Origin of the sequence: Pseudomonas sp. R84, from assembly GCF_009834515.1 — a bacterium.
Taxonomy (GTDB): domain Bacteria; phylum Pseudomonadota; class Gammaproteobacteria; order Pseudomonadales; family Pseudomonadaceae; genus Aquipseudomonas.
The window spans coordinates 4,378,606-4,399,223 of the sequence record NZ_CP019426.1 but is presented as its reverse complement, the minus strand read 5'-3'; the positions used below and the strand labels follow the sequence as shown (position 1 = coordinate 4,399,223).

Sequence of the window (20,618 nt, the reverse complement as noted above, 5' to 3'; positions counted from 1 at the left end):
GTGTTTTTTCAACTGACGATTGGCTATTTATTTAATTTCACACTATCACCGGGTGCTCATAAGCTGAAGTCCTCACGACGGAGGATTCGACCAATGACACTCATCCACACTCCGCGCCCGCAGTGGCTGACCTTCGATTGCTACGGCACGTTGATTCAATGGGACGAAGGCCTGAAAGCTGTGGTCGGCGAAATCCTCAGCGAGAAGGGCGAGCATCAGGTCGACGTCGGGCACCTGATTGACGTCTATGACCGCCATGAACATCGCCTCGAACAGACCCCACCGCACCGTTCGTTCCGCGAGCTAAGCACCCTCGGCCTGCAATTGGCCCTGGAAGAATTGGGCTTGCCCAGCCTGCCCGAAGACAGCCAGCGTCTGGCCGCCGCGATCCCGAAAATGCCGCCGTTTGCCGAGGTGATCGAGACCCTGCGTGAATTGAAAGCCATGGGTTTCAAACTGTGCATCGTCTCCAACACCGACGACGACATCATTGCCGGCAACGTCGCGCAACTCGGCGGCCACATCGACCGGGTGATCACCGCGCAACAGGCCGGCGCCTACAAACCGGCACCACGGCTGTTCGACTACGCTCATGAGCAGTTGGGCGTCAGCCGCGCAGATGTGGTGCACATCTGCGCCAGCCCGATGCTCGACCACACGGCGGCGCGGGACATGGGCTTTCGCTGCGTGTGGATCGATCGCGGCACCGGCCGCCAGTTGCTGGCGGACTATCGCCCCGACGCGATCCTCAACCGCCTCGGTCAAGTGTTGCCGCTGTTCAAATCCCTTGGTTGGTAACGGAGAATCGTCATGGCTCACACCCTGACTGCCAGTGCGCCGGCCGCACGCCCGACAGCGCTGAACCTCGACACCGAAGCGATCATCACCGCGCGCAACGAACTCGCAGCGTGCTTTCAACTGGCCGCGCTGCATGGGTTGGAGGAGGGCATCTGCAATCATTTTTCGGCGATGCTGCCGGGGCATGATGATCTGTTTCTGGTCAATCCCTATGGCTACGCCTTCGCCGAAGTCACCGCGCAGAATCTGCTGGTTTGCGACTTCGACGGCAATGTGGTTGAAGGCGAAGGCCATCCGGAAGCCACGGCATCCTATATCCACGCGCGCCTGCACAAACAACTGCCGCGAGTGAAAGTCGCGTTCCACACCCACATGCCTCACGCCACGGCGTTGTGCCTGCTGCAAGGGTCGCCGCTGTTGTGGCTGGGGCAGACCGCGCTGAAGTTCTACGGGCGCACGGCGGTGGACGAGGACTACAACGGCCTGGCGTTGGACGCGTCCGAAGGCGACCGTATCGCCGGGGTCATGGGCGACGCCGACATTCTGTTCCTGAAAAACCACGGCGTGATCGTCGCCGCGCCGACCATCGCCGAAGCCTGGGACGACCTCTATTACCTGGAGCGCGCCGCCCACGTGCAACTGCTTGCGATGGCCACGCAACGCGAGCTGAAACCGGTACCCCACGCCATCGCGCAACTGGCCTATGAGCAGATGCGCGAGGGCGATGCGCAAAGTGCGCAGGCCCACTTGCACAGTGCGATGCGGCGCCTGGCCCTTCACAACTGACTAACCCTAAAGAGGCAATCGAAAATAAATCGGCGAACAGCGATCATCCAAACTCGTTGTGCGCCGATATACCTGGGCGGGACCGGGGCGTTTGCCCCGTAGATTCCGGTGGGCTACGCTCACAAACATAAGGGCTTCCCCGCTGGCGCCCTTGTCGTACCTGCCCAGGACTTGCTTTTGCCTATCCCTATTCACGATCCGCATCAGGCCCCCGGAGGCACCCTTAAACGCCTGCCGCTGCGCAAAGCGGCGGTGCTGTTTATCGTTGCGGTGGGGTTGTGTCTGTCCGGTTTGCTGTACCTGCAACTGGAGCAGTCGCGACGGCAGGATCTGGCGGTGGCGAAAGTGGCGTCGAGCAACCTGACCCGGGCCATGGCGCAGCAGGCCGAGGACACCTTTCTGGCGGCGGACCTGGTGATAACCAGCCTGGTTGACTGGATTCAGGACGACGGTTACGGCGCAGCGCAAAGACCACGGCTGCAGAAAACCTTCGCCCGGCGCGTGCAGCAACTTGATCAGTTGCACGGCATGTTTCTCTTCGACACGCAGGGCCAGTGGGTGATTACCTCGTTCGCCGATCTGCCCCGTGGTCATGGCGTGGCCGATCGCGAGTACTTCAAGTTTCACCAGCAGAACGCCTCGACGCTGGCGCACATCGGCCCGGCGATTCGCAGCCGCGAGAACGGTGAGTGGATCATCCCGATCTCCAAGCGCATCAATGATCACGCCGGCAATTTCCAGGGTGTGCTGCTGGCCGGGATCAAGATGTCGTACTTTGATCGCTTCTTCGAAAGTTTCAGTCTCGATGACCAAGGCATCATGTTTCTCGGCCTGAGCGACGGCACGTTGCTCGCCCGCCGTCCGTTTGATGAAAACCTGATCGGAACGTCGCTGGCGCAAGGGCGGATTTATCGCACGTTGCTGCCTGAGGCGGCGGCCGGCACTGCAATGATCGATTCGGTGGTCGATGGCGTCGTGCGTTTGTACGGTTATCGACGTTTGTCGGCGTATCCGTTAGTGGTGTCGGCGGCGACCTCGCGCGACACGATTCTCGAGGGCTGGTACGCACGCGCATTCCAGTCGAGTGTGATCGTCGCCTTGGTGATTCTCGGCATCGGCCTGTTTGGCTGGGTGTTCATTCATCAGGTGCGCGACGGCGAACGGATCGAGAAAAACCTGCGCAAGGCACAGCGCACGCTGGAGCAGATTGCGACCCACGATAGCCTGACCGGGTTGGCCAATCGACGCTTGTTCGAGCGTTCGCTGGAGGTCGAATTTGCCCGTGGCGCGCGGCAGGTCAGTCCAGTCAGCCTGATCATGCTCGATATCGATTTTTTCAAGCGCTACAACGATGCTTATGGGCATGTGGCGGGGGATCATTGCCTGACTCAGGTTGCTCAGGTGCTGAGGGCCTGCTGCCAGCGCAAGTCTGATCTGGCGGTGCGCTACGGCGGTGAGGAATTTGCAGTGCTGCTGCCGGACACCGATATCAACGGTGCGCTGGCAATTGCCGGGCAGATCCGCCGCAGCGTGATCGACAAGCACATCACCCACAGCGGCTCGCCGACCGGGTATCTGACGGTGAGTCTGGGCTGTTACTCGTTTATTCCGAGCGGCAATGACAGCCTGGAAGTGTTTATCCAGCGCGCCGATGCGGCGTTGTATCAGGCGAAAAATGCCGGGCGCAATCGCGCAGCGGTGTTGTCACTGGACAGCGGTCTGGCCGAGTTGATGCGCTCGGACCGCTAACTCAAACGCTGACACCAACCCTGTGGGAGCGAGCTTGCTCGCGAAAGCGCAGTGTCAGGCGATGAAGATGTTGACCGATCTAACGCCTTCGCGAGCAAGCTCGCTCCCACAGGGATTTTCATTAAGCCAAGATTATGTGAATACCCATACAACCGAGGGTTTTCACCATGGATGGCTCTTGTTCGTTCAGCCGCCAGTGCCACCGCCCGCGCCGCCAGTCCCGCCACCCGCCGAACCGGTGCCGCCGCCAGCCCCGGAACCGGAACCGCTGGCCCCGCCATTGGTGCCAGTTCCGGATCCCATACCCGAAGAACCGCTACCACCCGACGGCGCGCCCGGGGTGTTGTCTGGCGGCGTGGTTGTGCTGGTCGGGCCACCGGATTTGGTGCCGGTGGCGTCAGCGCCATCATTGGCGGCGAAGCTGGCGGCCGATGCCGTGGCCAGCAGGCCGGCGAGCAATAACGAGGTGAGTTTGCGCGTGATCATGATCCGTCTCCAGAAATGGGATGTACCTGATATTGGTCTGACGCGCAGAACCCTTGGTGCCGATTGACTGACGAGTGGTCAGCCGTGAAAACCGAAGTGGCCTCCTGATCTTCTGGAATATTGGCTATTTGCCGAACCGGGTGCGGGGACTAACGTAGCCACACATTCACTTGCTGCCCGGAGCTACCATGAAACCTCGTACCGATTTCTACACCGCATCGCCAGACGCACTGAAAGCGATGATCGCCCTGGAGACTGCGGTTTCGAAGCTGCCGCTGGAAAAGACCCTGATCGAGCTGGTCAAACTGCGCGCTTCGCAGATCAATGGCTGCGCGTTCTGCATCGACATGCACACCACTGATGCGATCAAGGGCGGCGAAACCCCGCGCCGTTTGTTCGCGGTCACCGCTTGGCGTGAAGCGCCGTTCTTCAGCGACCGTGAACGCGCCGCGCTGCTGTGGACTGAATCGCTGACCCAACTGAGCCTGACCCACGCCCCGGACGAAGATTACGACGTGGTCGCCGCGCAGTTCACACCGAAAGAAATGGTCGATTTGACCGTGGCGATCAGCACCATCAACAGCTGGAATCGTTTGGCCGTAGGTTTCCGCAAAATCCCACAAGCCTGAGTAAACACACACAAATCCCTGTAGGAGTGAGCCTGCTCGCGATGGCGATGTGTCAGTCGACATTTGCTTCGCTAACACACCGCTATCGCGAGCAGGCTCACTCCTACAGGAGGAAGTGGATGTCTGCAAAAATAGGCATCAATGCCCATCCGCGCTCGGCGCTGCCGGTGGTTGCACCTTGCGCATCAAGGGCACCATCGCGGTGGCGATGACGAAGCACGCCCCGATCATCAGAAAGGTGTCGCCGTAGGTCTGCGTCTGCGCCTCACGGTAAGTGAGCAGCCACAACTGGCGCAGGCTGGCGGTGACGCCGACGTCGCCGCTCTGGCCCAGCGTTGCAAGGTTGCCACCGACCTGCGCCAGCCACTGATTCATCGCCTCATTGCTGCTGTTCAGATGCTCGGCCAACCGGGTGAAGTGCAGATTGGTGCGGTCATTGAGAATGGTCGCGCACGCCGCAATACCAATCGCCCCGCCGAGATTGCGCATCAGATTGAACAGCCCCGACGCATGCTTGAGGCGTGCCGGTGCCAACCCTCCCAAGGTCAACGTCACCGCTGGCGGCACCGCCAGTTGCTGGGCAATCCCGCGCAACGCTTGCGGCAGCATCAACTCGCCGGCGCCCCAGTCGTGGGTGATCGGGCTGAACTCCCACATCGATATCGCGAACAGACCCAGACCGATCATCATGATCCAGCGCAGGTCCATGCGATTGGCCAGAAAGGCATACAGCGGAATCGCCATGATCTGGAACACGCCGGTGGAGAAAACCGCCAGACCAATGTCCAGCGCGCTGTAGCCGCGTACGCGGCCGAGGAACAGCGGCGTCAGGTAAATCGTCGCGAACAGGCCGATGCCAGTGACGAACGAGAAGAAGCAGCCGAGGGCAAAATTGCGATCCTTGAGTGCGCGCAGATCAACGATCGGATTGGCCACATGCAAGGTGCGGCCAATGAACGCCAATCCTGCCAATCCACTGATCCACGCGGTGGTCAGAATGGTCTGGTCGCTGAACCAGTTCCAGCGCGGACCTTCTTCGAGGGTGTATTCCAGGCAGCCGAGAAACAGCGCAAGAAACACCATGCTCAGATAGTCCGCGCCTTTGAGCAGGGACAATTCCGGCTGGTCGATTTTCACCAGCATCGGCACCGCTACGGCAACGAAAATCCCCGGTACCAGGTTGATGTAGAACAACCAGTGCCACGAGGAAATATCAGTGATCCAGCCACCGATCACCGGCCCCAGTGTCGGCGCCAATGACGCGACCGCGCCGATGGTCGCGGCGGCGATTACCCGTTGTTTGCCGGTGAAGAAAAAGAACGCCGTGGTGAACACCAGCGGGATCATCGAACCACCGAGAAAACCTTGCAGCGCGCGAAAGGCAATCATGCTCTGGATATTCCAGGCAATGCCGCAGAGTAAGCTCGCCAAGGTAAAACCGACCGCCGAAGCGCAGAACAACCAGCGCGTGGAGAACACTCGCGACAGCCAGCCGGACAGCGGAATCACGATGATTTCGGCGATCAGGTAACTGGTCTGCACCCAAGCGGTTTCGTCGGTGCCGGCAGACAGTCCGCCGCCGATATCGCGCAGCGACGCCGAGACGATCTGGATGTCGAGCAACGCGATGAACATGCCGATGCACATGGTCGCGAAGGCGAATACCTTGGTCGCGGTCGCCATGTCCGCCGCGTTGAACGGTTGCGCTGGGGCGGCAACGGTGGTGCTCATGGCGCGACGGCCACGGCGCTGGTTTCCGGTTGCACGCGGGTGTCGACTTCCGCTGTTACCGACAGGCCCGGGCGCAAGTGACCGAGCACGCCGTCAGCTGGATCAAGGAGGATGCGCACTGGCACGCGCTGGACGATTTTGGTGAAGTTGCCAGTGGCGTTTTCCGGCGGCAGCACACTGAATAGCGAGCCGGTGGCGGGGGCGAGGCTGTCGAGGCGACCGTGGAATTCCTGACCGGAAAGCACGTCAGCACGGATGCTAACGCGCTGCCCGGGTTTCATCCGCGCCAGTTGGTCTTCCTTGAAGTTGGCGTCGACCCACAAACCGCTGGCCGGTACCACCGACAACTGTTGCGAACCGGCCTGAGCGTAGGCGCCAACCCGTGCGCGCCGGTTGCCGATCACCCCATCGACCGGTGCGCGCAGTTCGGTGTAGCCGAGGTTCAGTTGCGCCAGATCACGTTCGGCGCGGGCTTGTTGAAGGGCGGCGCGGGCCTGTTGTTTCTGGGTGTCGATCACCGCCAGTTGGCGTTGCGCGGCCAGCAGTTCGGCCTGCGCGCGGGCGCTGAGGGCTTGCGCAGTTTTGAAGGTGGCGTCGGCACGTTGTGCGCTTTCCACGGACACGGCGTTGGTGGTCACCAAGCGTTTGTAGCGTGCGTTGTCATCCCGTGAGCGCGCGGTTTCCGCACCGGCGGCATCGATGCCGGCGCGGGCTTGGCCGATCACCGCTTGTTGCAGTTGTTCGGTGGCGTCGAGGTTGGCCAGCAGCGCTTCTTCGGCGGCAACGGCGCCTTCAGCTTTGGCGAGGTTGGCGCGATAGTCGCGGGCGTCGAGGCGGATCAACACATCGCCGGCCTTCACATGCTGATTGTCGCTGACCAGCACTTCGTCGATGTAACCGGCGACTTTCGGCCCGATCACCGTGACATCACCACCAATATAGGCATCGTCGGTTTCTTCGAGAAAACGCCCGGCGCCCCACCAATGCACGGCGTAGACCCCGGCGAAGATCAACGCGAGCAATCCGGCGCCGGGAAGCAGCAAGCGTTTAAGCAGGGGCGGCTTGGTCTTCACCACAACAGGTTCGAGGGTGGGCATGCTGGTCATGGCGGGTTACCTGCGCAAACGGGCCGTTATTACGGCTGTAATATGACGCAGGTAATATTTAGTCGCAAATGATTTCTGGCGCCGATCGTCAGTTGCTCACTTGAGCCAATGGCCCGGTGTACTGCCGGTCATGGATTTGAAGAAGGCGATGAAGGCGCTGTCGCTGGCAAAACCCGTTTCGAAAGCGCAGTAACTCAGGCTGCGCCCTGTGGCGAGCAATTCCATCGCGCGCATCAAGCGCCACTGCTGGCGCCATTGCTGATAACTCATGCCGGTTTCGCGCTGGAAGATCCGCCCGATGGTACGGTTGCTGGCGCCGATCTGCTGTTCCAGCACTTGCAGTTCCGGAGGCAGTTGTTCGGGCGTTTTCAGCAGTGGCGCCAGGCGCTTGTCCTGAGGTAACGGTAACAGCATCGGTTGCTGCGCCGCTTCGGCGATTTCGCTCAGGCACAGGCCGAGCAGATGGACGAATTTGCCTTGCTGCCAATCGCTGGCGAAATCGGCCAGCGCCATCGGTTCCAGCACCGCACGCAACAACGGGCTGACTTCAATCACGCAGACCTGCTGCGGCAGTGCAGCGCACAGTTCGGGGATCAAGTAGATGGAGCGGTAATCGACACTCTGCTGCATCACCGCGCGATGGCTGACACCCGGCGGAATCCACGCCGCCCGCGACGGCGGCAGCAGACACAATTGCTGCGCCAGGGTGATCCGCGTGCAGCCTTGTCGCGTGTACAGCAGTTGCCCGCGTTGATGACGGTGCAGGCCGGAATCGTGATCACCCAAAGTCGAGGCGAGGCCAATCACCGGTGCCTGAAAGCGATCAGCGTCGAAGGTTGCGTGGGCGTCGAGCCAGGCCATGGGTTGTACGATTTCATCGATAAATTGGCAGGATTCGGATAATACGCCACTCACCGATTCTTAAACTCCTCGGCGGCTTAATGCGAGGAGTGATGAAAAATGAACAACAGACATTTCCTGTGGCTAGCGATTGCGCTGCTGATGTTTCCGCAGATCGCACAAACCCTTTACAGCCCGGCGCTCGGTGATATCGGGCGGGTGTTTAATGTTGGCCCGCAAGCGGCGGCGCAGACGTTGTCGGTGTATTTCCTCGCGTTTGCCGTCGGGGTGGTGGTGTGGGGGCGTTTGTGTGATCGCATTGGTCGGCGCCCGGCAATGCTCGCGGGCTTGGCAATCTATGCAATTGCCACGCTTTTCGGCCTGCGGGTCAGCAGTTTCAACGGCTTGTTACTGGCGCAGATGTTGGCGGCGTTCGGTGCGGCGGTGGGCTCGGTGGTCACGCAAACCGTGTTGCGCGACCGCTTCAAAGGCGCCGAACTTGCGCAGGTGTTTTCGTTGGTGGGCATCGCGCTGGCGGCCAGTCCGGCGATTGGTTTGTTCAGCGGCGCCAGTCTGGTTCAGGTTTTCGGTTATCGCGGTGTGCTTGGCGCGTTGCTGTTGCTGGCAACGCTGCTGTGGCTGTGGAGTTGGTACACCCTGGTGGAAACCCGGACAGCGCCAACCGGCCATGTCGGTTTGTTCGAAACCCTTGGGCGCATGTTGCGTGACTTGGGTATCTGGCGTTCGGCGCTGTGGATCGCGTCGTTCAACGTGGCGCTGTTCAGCTATTACAGCCTCGCTCCGTTCATGTTTCAGCGGCTGGGGGTGGACGCCAGTGTGTTCGGTTACAGCGGCGTGATCCTCGCGCTGGGCTCAGGTTTTGGAGCATGGCTCAACCGGCGTTTATTGACGGCAGGGTTCAAGGTATTGCAGTTGATTCGCCTCGCGGGTGGCATCGCGTTGCTCGGTGGTGTGGGCGTGTGGTCGCTGCAGAACAGTGTCGCGTTCGTCCTGCCGATGTTGCTGGTGGTGTTGGCGTTTGGCTTGGCGATCCCCAATGTTCTCGGTTCGGCACTGGCCGATTACGCTGATCGATTGGGCACCGCCGGGGCGTTATTGGGCTTGCTGTATTACCTGCTGATCGGCACAGGGCTGATGCTTGCGGGCTGGTTTCAAGCTCTCGGGGAAACCCTGATAGTGTGCAGCGCCGTGGCCTTGCTGCTGACAATAAAGCCAGGCAAAGCAATTGTTTAAGAAATGTAAGCGCTGTAGGAAGCGTCTTGCATTTGTGTAGGAGGGCTCCGACTATCACGATCATTGATGACATGGCATTACGCCATTTTATGATCGCAAGGATGTTGCGTGCCGTATCCGTTTCACGCTGTTTTTCGTCGTCGTTCCGCGCTTTGCCCGCTGCTGTCGGCCTTTGTGTTGAGTGTCTGTGCCTCCTCGACTGAAGCGGCCGAACCTGTTGCACCGGGTCAGGAAGTGCTGCGCCAGCAACAACAGCAACAGCGCGATCTGCAACAACTGCAGCTTGAGCAAAGAAAGCGGCAATTGGAGCGCGGCGCATTCGGTCCGGCGCCGGTCACCCCGGCGCTCCCGCAAACGGTCGCCCCCGATGAACGTTGCTGGCCGCTGAGCGGCACGCGCATCGGCGGTGTCACGCTGATCGACAGCGACAAACTCAACGCACGGATCAAACCGCTGCTGGCGCCGTGCATGGGTGTCGGCCAGATCAATCATCTGCTCGCGACTATCACTTCGAGCTACGTCGACAAGGGCTACATCGCCAGCCGCCCGTATCTGCTCAGCGCACCGGCAGCGGGGCAGTCGCTGGATATCCGCGTTGACGAAGGCTACATCGAGTCGATTGAACTGGCCGATCAAAGTCTGCCGGTTTCGTTGGGTGGCGCTTTCCCGGGAATGCTCGGCGAGCCGTTGAACCTGCGTGATCTGGAGCAGGGCCTCGATCAACTCAATCGCTTGCGCTCGATCGATCTCACCGCCGACATCGCCCCCGGCAGCCAGCCCGGCGCCTCGCGAATCATCCTGCGCTCGCGCAGCGCTGCGCCGTCACGCTGGGCCTTGAACGCCGGGATCGACAACCTCGGCAGCGCCAGCACCGGACGCGACCGCGACACCGTCAGCCTGAGTCTCGACAGCCCGCTGCAACTCAACGATTTGTTGAGCATCAGTGCCAGCGACACCCTCAATCAGGGCGACCGCTACAGCCGCAACGCCAGCCTGTATTACGCGATTCCCTACGGCTACTGGACTTACAGCGTGTTCGCCAGCCACGCCGAATATCGCGCGCCATTCAAACTGCCGAGCGTGACCTTGCACAGCACCGGCATCACCGACCAAGTCAGCCTGCGCGCCGACCGTGTGCTATGGCGCGACCAGAGCCGTCAGCTCAGTGCCAACCTGCAACTGGCGCACAAGGATGTCGACAGCTATCTGCAAGACGTTCGCCTCGGTATTCAGAGCCCGACCCTGACGGTGGCCGAGGCCGGGCTCAATCTGTTCTGGCTCGACCGCGCGGTGTGGAACCTCGACGTCAATTACGCCCAGGGCCTGCGCTGGTTTGGCGCCGACGACGATTCTCAGCAGCAGATCAACAATCTGCCCAAGGCGCAGTTCCGCAAGTACCGCGCCGGCCTCAGCCAATGGCGCAACGGTCAACTCGGTGCGCAGGCCTGGCAGTGGCAGAGCCAACTCAATTTGCAGTACAGCCCGGACCCGTTGCCGGCCATCGAACAATTGCTCGGCACCGACGATTCGGCGGTGCGTGGCTATCGCGTCAGCAGTGCCTCCGGCGCCAGCGGCGCGATCTGGCGCAACACCTTGCGCCTGCCGCTGCGCAGTGAGTGGCCGCTGCAGATCACCCCGCGAGTGGGCCTCGACCACGGCTGGATCAAGGCCGATCACGGCGCGCAGGGCCAACGCCTGAGTGGCGCCAGTGTCGGCCTGAATCTGGGCTGGAAGAATCTGCAAGTCGACATCGATTACCAGCGCGCCCTCAACACCCCGAACGGTCTGCAGCACGAGCCTGAAACCTGGCTGATGCGCGTGGGCCTGCAAATCTGAGCAACGCAGTGAACAAACAGCCGTCGGATCTGAGCGCGTCAGCCACGGCCAAGACTAAACGCGCAACGTGATGCCGTACTCACATGGAGACGTTTTTATGCCAGCACACACCTTTGCATTTCATCTTTCGCCTCGGGGCAAATTGCGCTGGGCGATTGCCAGCCTGTTCTTCGCCGTGCACCTGCCGAGCGCGCTCGCCGGTGGTGTAGTGGTCGCACCGGGACCCGGCGGCACCGCGCAATTGCAGACCCAGGGCGGTGTGCCCATCGTCAACATCGTCGCGCCCAACGGTTCGGGCCTGTCGCACAACCAGTTCCTCGACTACAACGTCGACCGTCAGGGCCTGGTGCTGAACAACGCCTTGCAGGCCGGGCAATCGCAACTGGCCGGGCAACTGGCGGCCAACCCGCAACTGCAAGGCCAGGCGGCGAGCGTGATCCTCAATGAAGTGATCAGCCGCAATCCTTCCGCGATCAATGGCGCGCAGGAAATTTTCGGCCGGTCCGCCGATTATGTGCTGGCCAACCCTAACGGCATCTCGGTCAATGGCGGCAGTTTCATCAACACGCCGAACGCCAATCTGCTGGTCGGTCGCCCGGAATTGAATGACGGCAAACTGCAAAGCCTGAATACCCGCGACGCCAGTGGTCAGTTGCAGATTCAAAGCGGTGGGCTGCGCAACGGCGAGGGCTCGATCAACCTGATTGCGCCGCGCATCGACAGCCAGGGCGCGATCAATGCGCGCGATCAATTGAACCTTACGGTCGGGCGCAATCAGGTCGATTACACCAGTGGTCAGGTGAAAACCGTCGACCCCGCCGGCAACACCGGCGATCAACGCATTGATGCCAGCCTGTTCGGCGCGATGCAGGCCGGACGCATCAATATTGTCAGCACCGCCGAAGGCGCAGGCGTGCGGGTGGGCGCGGTGCAAGTGGCCGGGCGTGACGGCGTGCAGATTCGTTCCGCCGGTGACCTCAGTGTCAGCGGTGAAGCCGTGGCCAACAGCCTCGACGTGACCCGCGCCGGTATTCGCAGCAGTCAGGGCGATGTCGCTTTGCACAGCGGCAAGGACCTTACGTTGGCCGCGACTGATGTCAGTGCTCGCGACGTCGCCGTTGACGCGAAACGCAACCTGACCCTATCCACGGTCGAAAGCCGCAAGCTTCAGGAAAAGCGCGAAAACTGGAACAACAGCACCATCGGCATCACTTGGGAAACCTACGACCGCACCCAGACCGACAGTGAATCGCGCCAGCACGGCAGCCAGATTATCGCTAGCCGCGATGCCAAGTTGTCGTCCGGTAAAGACACCGAGCTGAAAGCCGCCAAGGTCGAAGCGGCGAAGACTCTCGATGTGCAAAGCGGCGGTGATCTGCGCTTGACCGCCGCCACTGAAAGCCATACGCAAACCGATCAGGGCAACCACCGCAAACACCTGTGGAAAGCCGATTGGAACAGCAGCAGCGAAGAGCAGCGCAGCGTCACCAGCCAATTGAAGGCCGGTAACATTGCGCTGCAAACCGCCGCGCTGTTGCGCTCCGAAGGCGCAGAGTTGAGCAGCGCCGGCGACGTGCAACTGGCCGGCAAACAGGTGGAAATCACCACTGCCACACGGACCAATCGCAGCAGCGACAACCGTTACTCCGGTGATTTGGTTGGCGGTGGTTTCTTCGGCAAGACCGGCGATGCCGACAAGGGCAAGACCCAGCATCAGGGCAGCAAGGTCAACGCCAGCGGCAAACTGATCGTCAAGGCTGACGACGTGCGCATCAGCGGCAGCCAAGTGCGTGGCGGCACCGACGCCAGCGTGATTAGCGACAAGGGTTCGCTGGTGATCGACGGTGTGCAGGACACCTCGCACAGCAACAACCACGACAAGGACAGCAAGTTCTTTGGCATCAGCAAGGACGAGTCGCGGCAGAACAGCAAAGACAGCAGCACTGTGCGCAGCGAACTGGTGTCCGACAGCAACCTCAAGCTCAAAAGCGCCAAGGACATTGCAGTGGCCGGCTCGACGGTCAAGGCTGACGGGGCGCTGACGGCCGACGCGGCGGGTGACGTCAATGTGCATTCGGCGCAGAACACTCACGACAGCACTGACACCACGCAAACCCGTGGCTTCGAGGCGTACGCCAAAGAGCAAACGCCAGAGCAGTATCGCGCCGGGATTCATTACGAGGACAAACAGCAAACGGTTACTCGCAACGACGTCACCCAGCAGGGCTCCAGCCTCAGCGGTGGCAGTGTGCAGGTGAAGGCGGGCGGTGACGTTACGCTCAAAGGCGCAGAGGTGAAATCCACCGCTGGCGACACGACGTTGAGCGGCCAAAACGTGTCGTTGCTGGCCGAAGCTGACAGTCACAAAACCACCACCGACACCTCCGGCACCGGCGGCGGTTTCTACTACACCGGCGGCCTCGACCGTGCCGGCAGTGGCGTCGATTTCGCCCACAGCACGGCGCAGGATTCGACCAGTAAAACCACCGCGCAAACCAGCAACGTACAGAGCAGCGGCAGCCTGACGATCAATGCCGACAAACTCGCCACTGAAGGCGCGCAACTCAAGGCTGGCACCGGCCTGAATATTGCCGCCAGCGAAGTCGACAATCGCGCGGCCAGCAACACTGACAGCAGCACGCATAGCGAGAGCAACTGGTCGGCGGACATCGGCGCCAACGTCGAGTACAAGGATATCGCCCGGCCGATCGCGGGCGCGGTCAAAGACGTGCTCAACGGCAAGGTGCCGGACAAGGACGCACTGGCCAATCTCGGTCAGCCGAATGTCGGTATCGACGTTGCAGTCGGCCATGGCAGTGCCAGCAAAACCGAGCAAAACAACAACGCTGTGGTCAGCCGTTTTGATGGCGGCACTGTCGATGTGAATACCACCGGCACGCTGCACGACCAAGGCACGCAATACAGCGCCAGCGCCGGCCAAGTGAACATCAGCGCTGACCAACTGCTTGCCGATGCCGCGAGCAACACGCACAACAGCAGCGCTAACGCGGTGGATGCCAAGGTCGACGTGCGCGTCTACACCAAGACCGGCGAAGACGTGAACGTTGCCGGCAGCGGCGCGGGAGGCAGCAGTGCTTCGAGCAAGGACAGTTCCACCGCCGTGGTCGGCGCCTATGCCGGCAGCCAGGGTGTGAACATCAAGGTCGGCGGCGATGCGCAGTTCGCAGGCAGTCGTTTCGATGGCGGGCAGGGCGGTGTGAGCATCAAGACGGGTGGTGATCTGGCGCTGAATCAGGCCAACGACCGGCAGACCAGCAATGACAGCAGCCTGCGCGGCAATGGCTCGCTGACGGTTGGCACCTTGCCGGGCACCGATGGCACCAACGTCGATCTCGGCGCCGGTTTCCAACTCGATCACACCGGCAAGCAAAGCACTGACACGCAGGCCCACGTCGCGAGCATCACTGGTAACGGTCCGGTGCAGTTGAGCAGCGGCGGCAACCAAGTGCAGCAAGGCACGAAGATCGACAGCGCTGGCGCCATCGATTTGCACGCCGACGGCAAGCTCGATCTGCAAGCCGCCACAGACACCCACACCACCACCGGCAGCAACCTCGGCGGCGGCTTGAAGGGTGGCGGCAGCAAAACCAGCAGCGAGAAGAGCCGTGATCAGGGCGGCAATCTGAGCGGCAATTTCAATATCGGTCGGGTCAATGAGGATTCGAAAACCCTCAGCGGTGGCCAGCTCAACAGTCAGAGCGGCATTGTCGTGAGCGGTGATTCGATTCATCTGCAAGGCACGCAAGTCAGCGCACCGAACGTCAGCATTGATGCGCAGAAGGGCGGTTACGTGCAGGAGTCGGCGCAGTCCACTGACCACCGCAATAACTGGAATGTCGCGCTGAATGCCGGTGGCAACCTGAGCAGCAAAACCCCGACCGCCGCTGATGAGAAGGCCAGCAGCGATCACGGTTTCAATGCTGGGGCGAAAGTCGGTGTCGATTACCTGCAAGGCAGCACGCAGCAGAACAGCCAGATCAAGGCTGACAGTGTGGTGTTGAACAGCGCTGGTGATGCACAACTGGCGGGCGCGCGGATCGACGCTAAAGATGTCAGCGGCAAAGTCGCAGGTGATCTGACCGTGGAGAGCCGTCAGGACTCGAGCAACCACGCCAAGGTCGATGTCGATCTGGGCCTGACCGCTAAGAAGAATCCACCGAACGACAAAGATAAGCTCGCCGGCACTGATTACAAACCGACACTGAAAGCGCAGGGTGAGTACGCACACAAGGACAGCGTTGTGCAGGCGTCCGGGATCAGTGCCAGCCAAGGTGTAAACCTTACCGTTGGCGGCGCGACACAACTGACCGGTGCGCGGATTTCGGCGACACAAGGGAAGGTCGATCTGGGTGGTTCGAAGGTCAGCAGCACTGATTTGAGCAACCGGGACTACGGCGTGAACGCGGGCCTTGATCTGCCGCATAAAGCCGAGGAAAACGCACCGAAGGTTTCCCTGGAAAACGGCAACCTGAAAGTCGGCCCTGTCACCCTGAGCGGGCATCTGGACACCCAGACCCTGCAAGCCGGGATGGACGAAAAAGGCTGATCCAATGGCCAGTGGTGGATGCACTTGAACCTGCATTCACCACCCAACCCTGTGGGAGCGAGCCTGCTCGCGAAAGCGTCCGATCAGTCAATGCATTAAGTGACTGATGTACCGCCTTCGCGAGCAAGCTCGCTCCCACATTGTTTTGCGCCAGGCGCTAAATCTCGCGCATCATGCGCGACCTTAAAAACGCCAGGGAGGCAAACAATGAAAACAACATTCATCGCTGTACTCGGTGCTTTGTTGATCACTCAACCATCCGTGTCCTTCGCGGATAACAGCAACGGCAAAAACCTCTATGTGCAGCGCTGCGCTGTATGCCACGGCGCCGATATAAAGGGCACCGGGCCACTGGCGCACAAAAGCAATCCGCCCACACCTGACCTGACAACGTCCGCGTTCAAAAAACGCCTGAATGAATATCCGGGCGTGATTGTGTCGTCGATCATCCTTCGGCCGAACGGCAACCTGATTCCGAAAACGTTGCAGGAGAACGGGGTAAAAATACCGCCGCATGCCTGGAGCGTTAAGGATCTGCGCGATCTGCATGAATACATGAGCGGTGTGATTTCGATAAAACGCTGAGCTGCAGAGGTGACCCGGACAGTCGGTCGAGGAATCCATTGCTTCGGCTTAATGGTAACCATTACTATTCACGCCCCTTTCCTCAGCACGCCACCCATACCCCCATGCGTCCCCGCAGACCCGGCTTTTTCGAGCATTACGAAGAGTTGATCGGCACCTGGACTCGTCGCCTGCGCAATCGCGCGCAGGCCGAGGATCTGGCGCACGACACCTTTGTGCGGGTGCTTGAGTCCGATTCGGCGGCGGTGCAGCAGCCACGGGCGTATTTGCACCAGACCGCGCGCAATATTGCGGTCGACGGTTATCGGCGTGAGGACCGGCGCGGCGCCATGGAGTCGCAGGCCATCGATCACAGTGAGTCGTCGATTGGCGACCCGGAGCATTACATGCAGGCGATCCAGTTGGCCGACTCCATCGAACGGGCGCTCGCCGAGTTGCCGGTCAATTGCCGGAAGATTTTTGTCTGGCAGAAAATCGAAGGCCTGACCCAGGCCGAAATCGCCGAGCGCCTGGGCCTGTCCAAGAACATGGTCGAAAAGTATATGATCCGCACCCTGCGGCATCTGCGCGATCGCCTCGACGGGTTGCAATCGTGAACGTGCGGCATGGCAAAAAGATCGCAGCCTTCGGCAGCTCCTACAGAGGGCTGTGTGTCTTTATATTCCCGGCCAAACAGGACATTCCATGATGGATACGCGTGATTGCGCGTGCGGGCAAACAACGGTGCGCGATGACGCGGCTCGCTGGTTTGTGCGTTTGCAGGAGCCGGCCATTGATGCCGACGAACAGCAGCGCTTCGATGCCTGGCTGAATCAACATCCGCAGCATCGTGACGAATTTCAGTTGCTGCAAGGCTTGTGGTCGGCGGCCGATCTGCTCCCGACGCCACGTCTCAAAGCCCTCGTTGAAACACCGCCAACCCGCCGCGAGCGCCGTCCGATGTTGCGTTATGCCGTGGCCGCCAGTGTGCTGGCGGTGGCGCTCGGGCTGGGACTGTTCAGCGGTTTGAATCATCCGGGCGGTTACCGTGCCGAATTCGCCACAGCGTTGGGCGAGCGTAAACATGTGGCGCTGCCGGACGGTTCGGTGATCGATCTGAACAGCCGCAGCCGTTTGCAGGTGCGCTATGAAAAGGATCGTCGGCTCATCGAGTTGAGCGAAGGCGAGGCGATGTTCAGCGTCGCGCACGATGCCGCGCGACCGTTCGTGGTCGAGGCGGGCAGCGGCAAAGTCACAGTCACCGGCACGCGTTTCGATGTGCGCCGCGATGTCACGCAAACCCGTGTGGCAGTTGAGCAGGGCACAGTGAAAGTGCAGGGGCGTGATGCAGCGGATAATCAGTTCATCAGCCTGACCGCGGGCCTCGGCACTCATGTCGATGCGCAAGGCAAAGTCGCCGCAGCCTATGCAGTCAACCCGACGGAACTGACGGCGTGGCGCAGCGGCAAACTGGTCTTCAATAATGCCAGCCTCAGTGAAGTAGCAGCCGAAGTGTCGCGCTATCGCGATAAACCGCTGACCGTTGCCAACCCTGCCGTGGCCAGTCTGCGCCTGACCAGCGTGTTCAAATCCGACAACACCGACGCCTTGCTCAAAGCCTTGCCGAGCATCCTGCCGGTGGCCGTTCGCAGCCTCGCCGATGGCAGTCAGGAAATAATCGCAAAATAAAATTCAGGTTTTTTTCGAGTTCATCGTCTTCCTGTTCAACTGCAACTGGTTTGCATTAACAGCCGCACACTCTTGCGATCCACAGGAATACGTACGACGTGAAAAACACCCCTGCCAACAACAAAAAATCCCCTTGGTTGCCGCTGGCTCTCGCGTTGGCGGTCAATGCTGCCGTGCCGCTGGCGTTTGCCGGTGAAGCCATTCATATCCGTGCGCAGCCGTTGGGTCAGGCCCTGAGTGAACTGGGCCAGCAAACTGCGCTGCAAGTGTTTTTCAGCCCGGACCTGGTCGCCGGCAAACAGGCCCCGGCGGTCGACGGTGATATCTCCCCGGAGCAGGCCTTGCGCCAATTGCTGCAAGGCAGTGGTCTGGATTATCAGATCAACGAAGGCTCGGTGACGCTGTCGCCGGCCGCAACTTCCGCCGCCGGAAACGGCCCGCTGGAACTGGGCGTGACCGACATCAAGGTGGTCGGCGACTGGCTCGGTGATGCCAACGCCGCCGTGGTGCAGAACCATCCGGGCGCACGTACGGTGATCCGCCGCGAAGCGATGGTCGAGCAGGGCGCGATGAACGTCAGCGACGTGCTCAAGCGTGTGCCGGGTGTGCAGGTGCAGGATTCCAACGGCACCGGCGGCAGCGATATTTCCCTCAACGTCGGCGTACGCGGTCTGACCTCGCGTCTGTCGCCGCGCTCCACCGTGTTGATCGATGGTGTACCGGCAGCGTTCGCCCCGTACGGTCAGCCGCAACTGTCGATGGCGCCGATTTCCTCGGGCAACCTCGACAGCATCGACGTGGTGCGCGGCGCCGGTTCGGTGCGTTATGGGCCGCAGAACGTTGGCGGGGTGATCAACTTCGTCACCCGCGCGATCCCGGAAAAAGCCACCGGTGAAATCGGCACTACGCTGGAAACCACCCGGTACGGTGGCTGGAAGCACATCGACACCGCGTTCCTCGGCGGCACCGCCGACAACGGCATGGGCGTGGCGTTGCTGTATTCCGGCGTCAATGGCAACGGCTACCGCGAGCGCAACAACGGCAACGACATCGACGACGTGCTGCTCAAGACGCACTGGGCGCCGACCGATCAGGACGATTTCAGTCTCAACTTCCACTACTACGACGCCACAGCCGACATGCCCGGCGGCCTGACGCAAAAGCAGTACGACGACAAACCGTATGACTCGGTGCGTGACTACGATCAGTTCACCGGTCGGCGCAAAGACGTGTCGTTCAAGTGGATCCGCCAGATCGACGAGCGCACTCAAGCGGAAATTCTGACGTATTACACCGACAGCTTCCGTGGCAGCACCATCGCCGCTCGCGACCAGAAAACCCTCAGCTCCTACCCGCGCTCGTATTACACGTTGGGCATCGAGCCACGGGTGTCGCGGGTTTTCGATGTCGGCCCGACCACGCAGGAAGTCAGCGTCGGTTATCGCTACCTGAAAGAGGCGATGCACGAGTCGTCGAGCCGTGTGGCGCTGGTCAACAACCAGCCAGTGCTCACGCCGACCTCCGACGGCCATGTGTTTCAGGATCGCACGGGCGGCACCGAGGCCAACTCGGTCTACATCGACAACAAAGTCGACGTCGGCAACTGGACCATCACCCCGGGCATTCGCTTCGAACACATCAGCACCGACTGGCATGACCGCGCTGTGCTCGACACGGCCGGCAAACCGGTGCAGGCGAAAAACCGCAGCATCGAGAGCAACGAACCGTTGCCGGCGCTGAGCGTGATGTATCACCTGTCGGACGCATGGAAACTGTTCGCCAACTACGAAACCTCGTTCGGCAGCCTGCAGTATTTCCAGCTCGGCCAGGGCGGCTCGGGTGATCAGACCGCCAACGGTCTGGAGCCGGAAAAGGCCAAGACCTACGAGATCGGCACGCGCTACAACGATGACGTGTGGGGCGGTGAAGTGACGCTGTTCTACATCGACTTCGACGACGAGCTGCAATACATCAGCAATGACGTGGGCTGGACCAACCTTGGCGCGACCAAGCACCAGGGCATCGAAGCCTCGGTGCACTACGACATGGCGGCACTGGATCCGCGTCTCGATGGCTTGACCGCCAACGCCGGTTTCACTTACACCCGCGCGACTTATGAAGGCGAGATTCCGGGCTTCAAGGGCCGTGATCTGCCGTTCTATTCGCGACAGGTGGCAACCGTCGGTTTGCGTTACGACATTAACCGCTGGACCTACAACCTCGACGGTTTCGCCCAGTCCAAACAGCGCTCGCCGGGTACCGGTGTGAATGCCGACGGCAGTTTCAACGGCAACTACATCACCGAAGGCACAGCGGACGGGCAGTATGGCGACATTCCGGGTTACGTGACCTGGAACGTGCGTGGGGGTTATGACTTCGGGCCGCAGGTGTCGAATTTGAAACTGGGCGCCGGGGTGAAGAACGTCTTCGACAAGCAGTACTTCACCCGCTCCAGCGACAACAACTCGGGGATGTATGTCGGCGCACCGCGTACGTTCTTTGTGCAGGCTAGCGTTGGTTTCTGATAGACCGCATCAACTTCTTCGCGAGCAGGCTCGCTCCCACATGGATCACTGAGATCCT

15 protein-coding genes are annotated in these 20,618 nt (G+C 60.9%); 11 read left to right on the top strand and 4 right to left on the bottom strand.

Annotated features, from left to right (window positions below; genetic code table 11):
- Positions 1-93: 93 nt before the first annotated feature.
- The 3 genes from PspR84_RS19345 to PspR84_RS19335 all read left to right on the top strand — a co-directional run bounded on the left by PspR84_RS19345 (position 94) and on the right by PspR84_RS19335 (position 3,333).
- Positions 94-798, top strand: a complete 705-nt coding sequence (locus tag PspR84_RS19345; protein WP_160058773.1) for a haloacid dehalogenase type II — start codon at positions 94-96, stop codon at positions 796-798.
- A gap of 12 nt (positions 799-810) precedes the next feature.
- Positions 811-1,584 (top strand): aldolase, encoded by a 774-nt coding sequence (locus PspR84_RS19340; protein WP_160058772.1) that lies wholly within the window; start codon positions 811-813, stop codon positions 1,582-1,584.
- Positions 1,585-1,761: 177 nt separating this feature from the next.
- A complete protein-coding gene (locus tag PspR84_RS19335; protein ID WP_160058771.1) occupies positions 1,762-3,333 on the top strand; it encodes a diguanylate cyclase in 1,572 nt (523 codons plus the stop codon).
- Positions 3,334-3,519: 186 nt separating this feature from the next.
- Here the strand turns inward: PspR84_RS19335 and PspR84_RS19330 are convergent, their stop codons facing one another.
- On the bottom strand, positions 3,520-3,819 hold the full coding sequence (locus PspR84_RS19330; protein WP_077573787.1) for a hypothetical protein: 300 nt from the start codon (positions 3,817-3,819) through the stop codon (positions 3,520-3,522).
- Between the two features lie 188 nt (positions 3,820-4,007).
- Between PspR84_RS19330 and PspR84_RS19325 the strand changes: the two genes are divergently transcribed.
- A complete protein-coding gene (locus tag PspR84_RS19325) occupies positions 4,008-4,448 on the top strand; it encodes a carboxymuconolactone decarboxylase family protein (RefSeq protein WP_160058770.1) in 441 nt (146 codons plus the stop codon).
- A gap of 138 nt (positions 4,449-4,586) precedes the next feature.
- On the opposite strand, the gene PspR84_RS19320 is transcribed toward PspR84_RS19325, so the two are convergent.
- The 3 genes from PspR84_RS19320 to PspR84_RS19310 all read right to left on the bottom strand — a co-directional run bounded on the left by PspR84_RS19320 (position 4,587) and on the right by PspR84_RS19310 (position 8,146).
- On the bottom strand, positions 4,587-6,179 hold the full coding sequence (locus PspR84_RS19320) for a DHA2 family efflux MFS transporter permease subunit (RefSeq protein ID WP_160058769.1): 1,593 nt from the start codon (positions 6,177-6,179) through the stop codon (positions 4,587-4,589).
- Positions 6,176-7,285 (bottom strand): HlyD family secretion protein, encoded by a 1,110-nt coding sequence (locus tag PspR84_RS19315; RefSeq protein WP_160058768.1) that lies wholly within the window; start codon positions 7,283-7,285, stop codon positions 6,176-6,178. The genes PspR84_RS19320 and PspR84_RS19315 overlap by 4 nt, the downstream gene beginning before the upstream one ends.
- Before the next feature lie 96 nt (positions 7,286-7,381).
- On the bottom strand, positions 7,382-8,146 hold the full coding sequence (locus PspR84_RS19310) for a helix-turn-helix transcriptional regulator (protein ID WP_160060115.1): 765 nt from the start codon (positions 8,144-8,146) through the stop codon (positions 7,382-7,384).
- 99 nt (positions 8,147-8,245) lie between these two features.
- Between PspR84_RS19310 and PspR84_RS19305 the strand changes: the two genes are divergently transcribed.
- The 7 genes from PspR84_RS19305 to PspR84_RS19275 all read left to right on the top strand — a co-directional run bounded on the left by PspR84_RS19305 (position 8,246) and on the right by PspR84_RS19275 (position 20,560).
- Positions 8,246-9,379: an MFS transporter gene (locus PspR84_RS19305; RefSeq protein WP_160058767.1), complete on the top strand. Its 1,134-nt coding sequence runs from the start codon at positions 8,246-8,248 to the stop codon at positions 9,377-9,379.
- 108 nt (positions 9,380-9,487) lie between these two features.
- Positions 9,488-11,215: a ShlB/FhaC/HecB family hemolysin secretion/activation protein gene (locus PspR84_RS19300; protein WP_160058766.1), complete on the top strand. Its 1,728-nt coding sequence runs from the start codon at positions 9,488-9,490 to the stop codon at positions 11,213-11,215.
- A 97-nt stretch (positions 11,216-11,312) separates the two neighbouring features.
- Positions 11,313-15,782, top strand: coding sequence for a hemagglutinin repeat-containing protein (locus tag PspR84_RS19295; RefSeq protein ID WP_160058765.1), 4,470 nt, complete (start codon positions 11,313-11,315; stop codon positions 15,780-15,782).
- 207 nt (positions 15,783-15,989) lie between these two features.
- Positions 15,990-16,367 (top strand): c-type cytochrome, encoded by a 378-nt coding sequence (locus PspR84_RS19290; protein ID WP_160058764.1) that lies wholly within the window; start codon positions 15,990-15,992, stop codon positions 16,365-16,367.
- A 104-nt stretch (positions 16,368-16,471) separates the two neighbouring features.
- Positions 16,472-16,963: a sigma-70 family RNA polymerase sigma factor gene (locus PspR84_RS19285; protein ID WP_160058763.1), complete on the top strand. Its 492-nt coding sequence runs from the start codon at positions 16,472-16,474 to the stop codon at positions 16,961-16,963.
- Positions 16,964-17,051: 88 nt separating this feature from the next.
- Positions 17,052-18,035 (top strand): FecR family protein, encoded by a 984-nt coding sequence (locus tag PspR84_RS19280; protein ID WP_160058762.1) that lies wholly within the window; start codon positions 17,052-17,054, stop codon positions 18,033-18,035.
- 98 nt (positions 18,036-18,133) lie between these two features.
- Positions 18,134-20,560, top strand: coding sequence for a TonB-dependent receptor (locus PspR84_RS19275; RefSeq protein WP_160058761.1), 2,427 nt, complete (start codon positions 18,134-18,136; stop codon positions 20,558-20,560).
- Positions 20,561-20,618 lie beyond the last annotated feature (58 nt).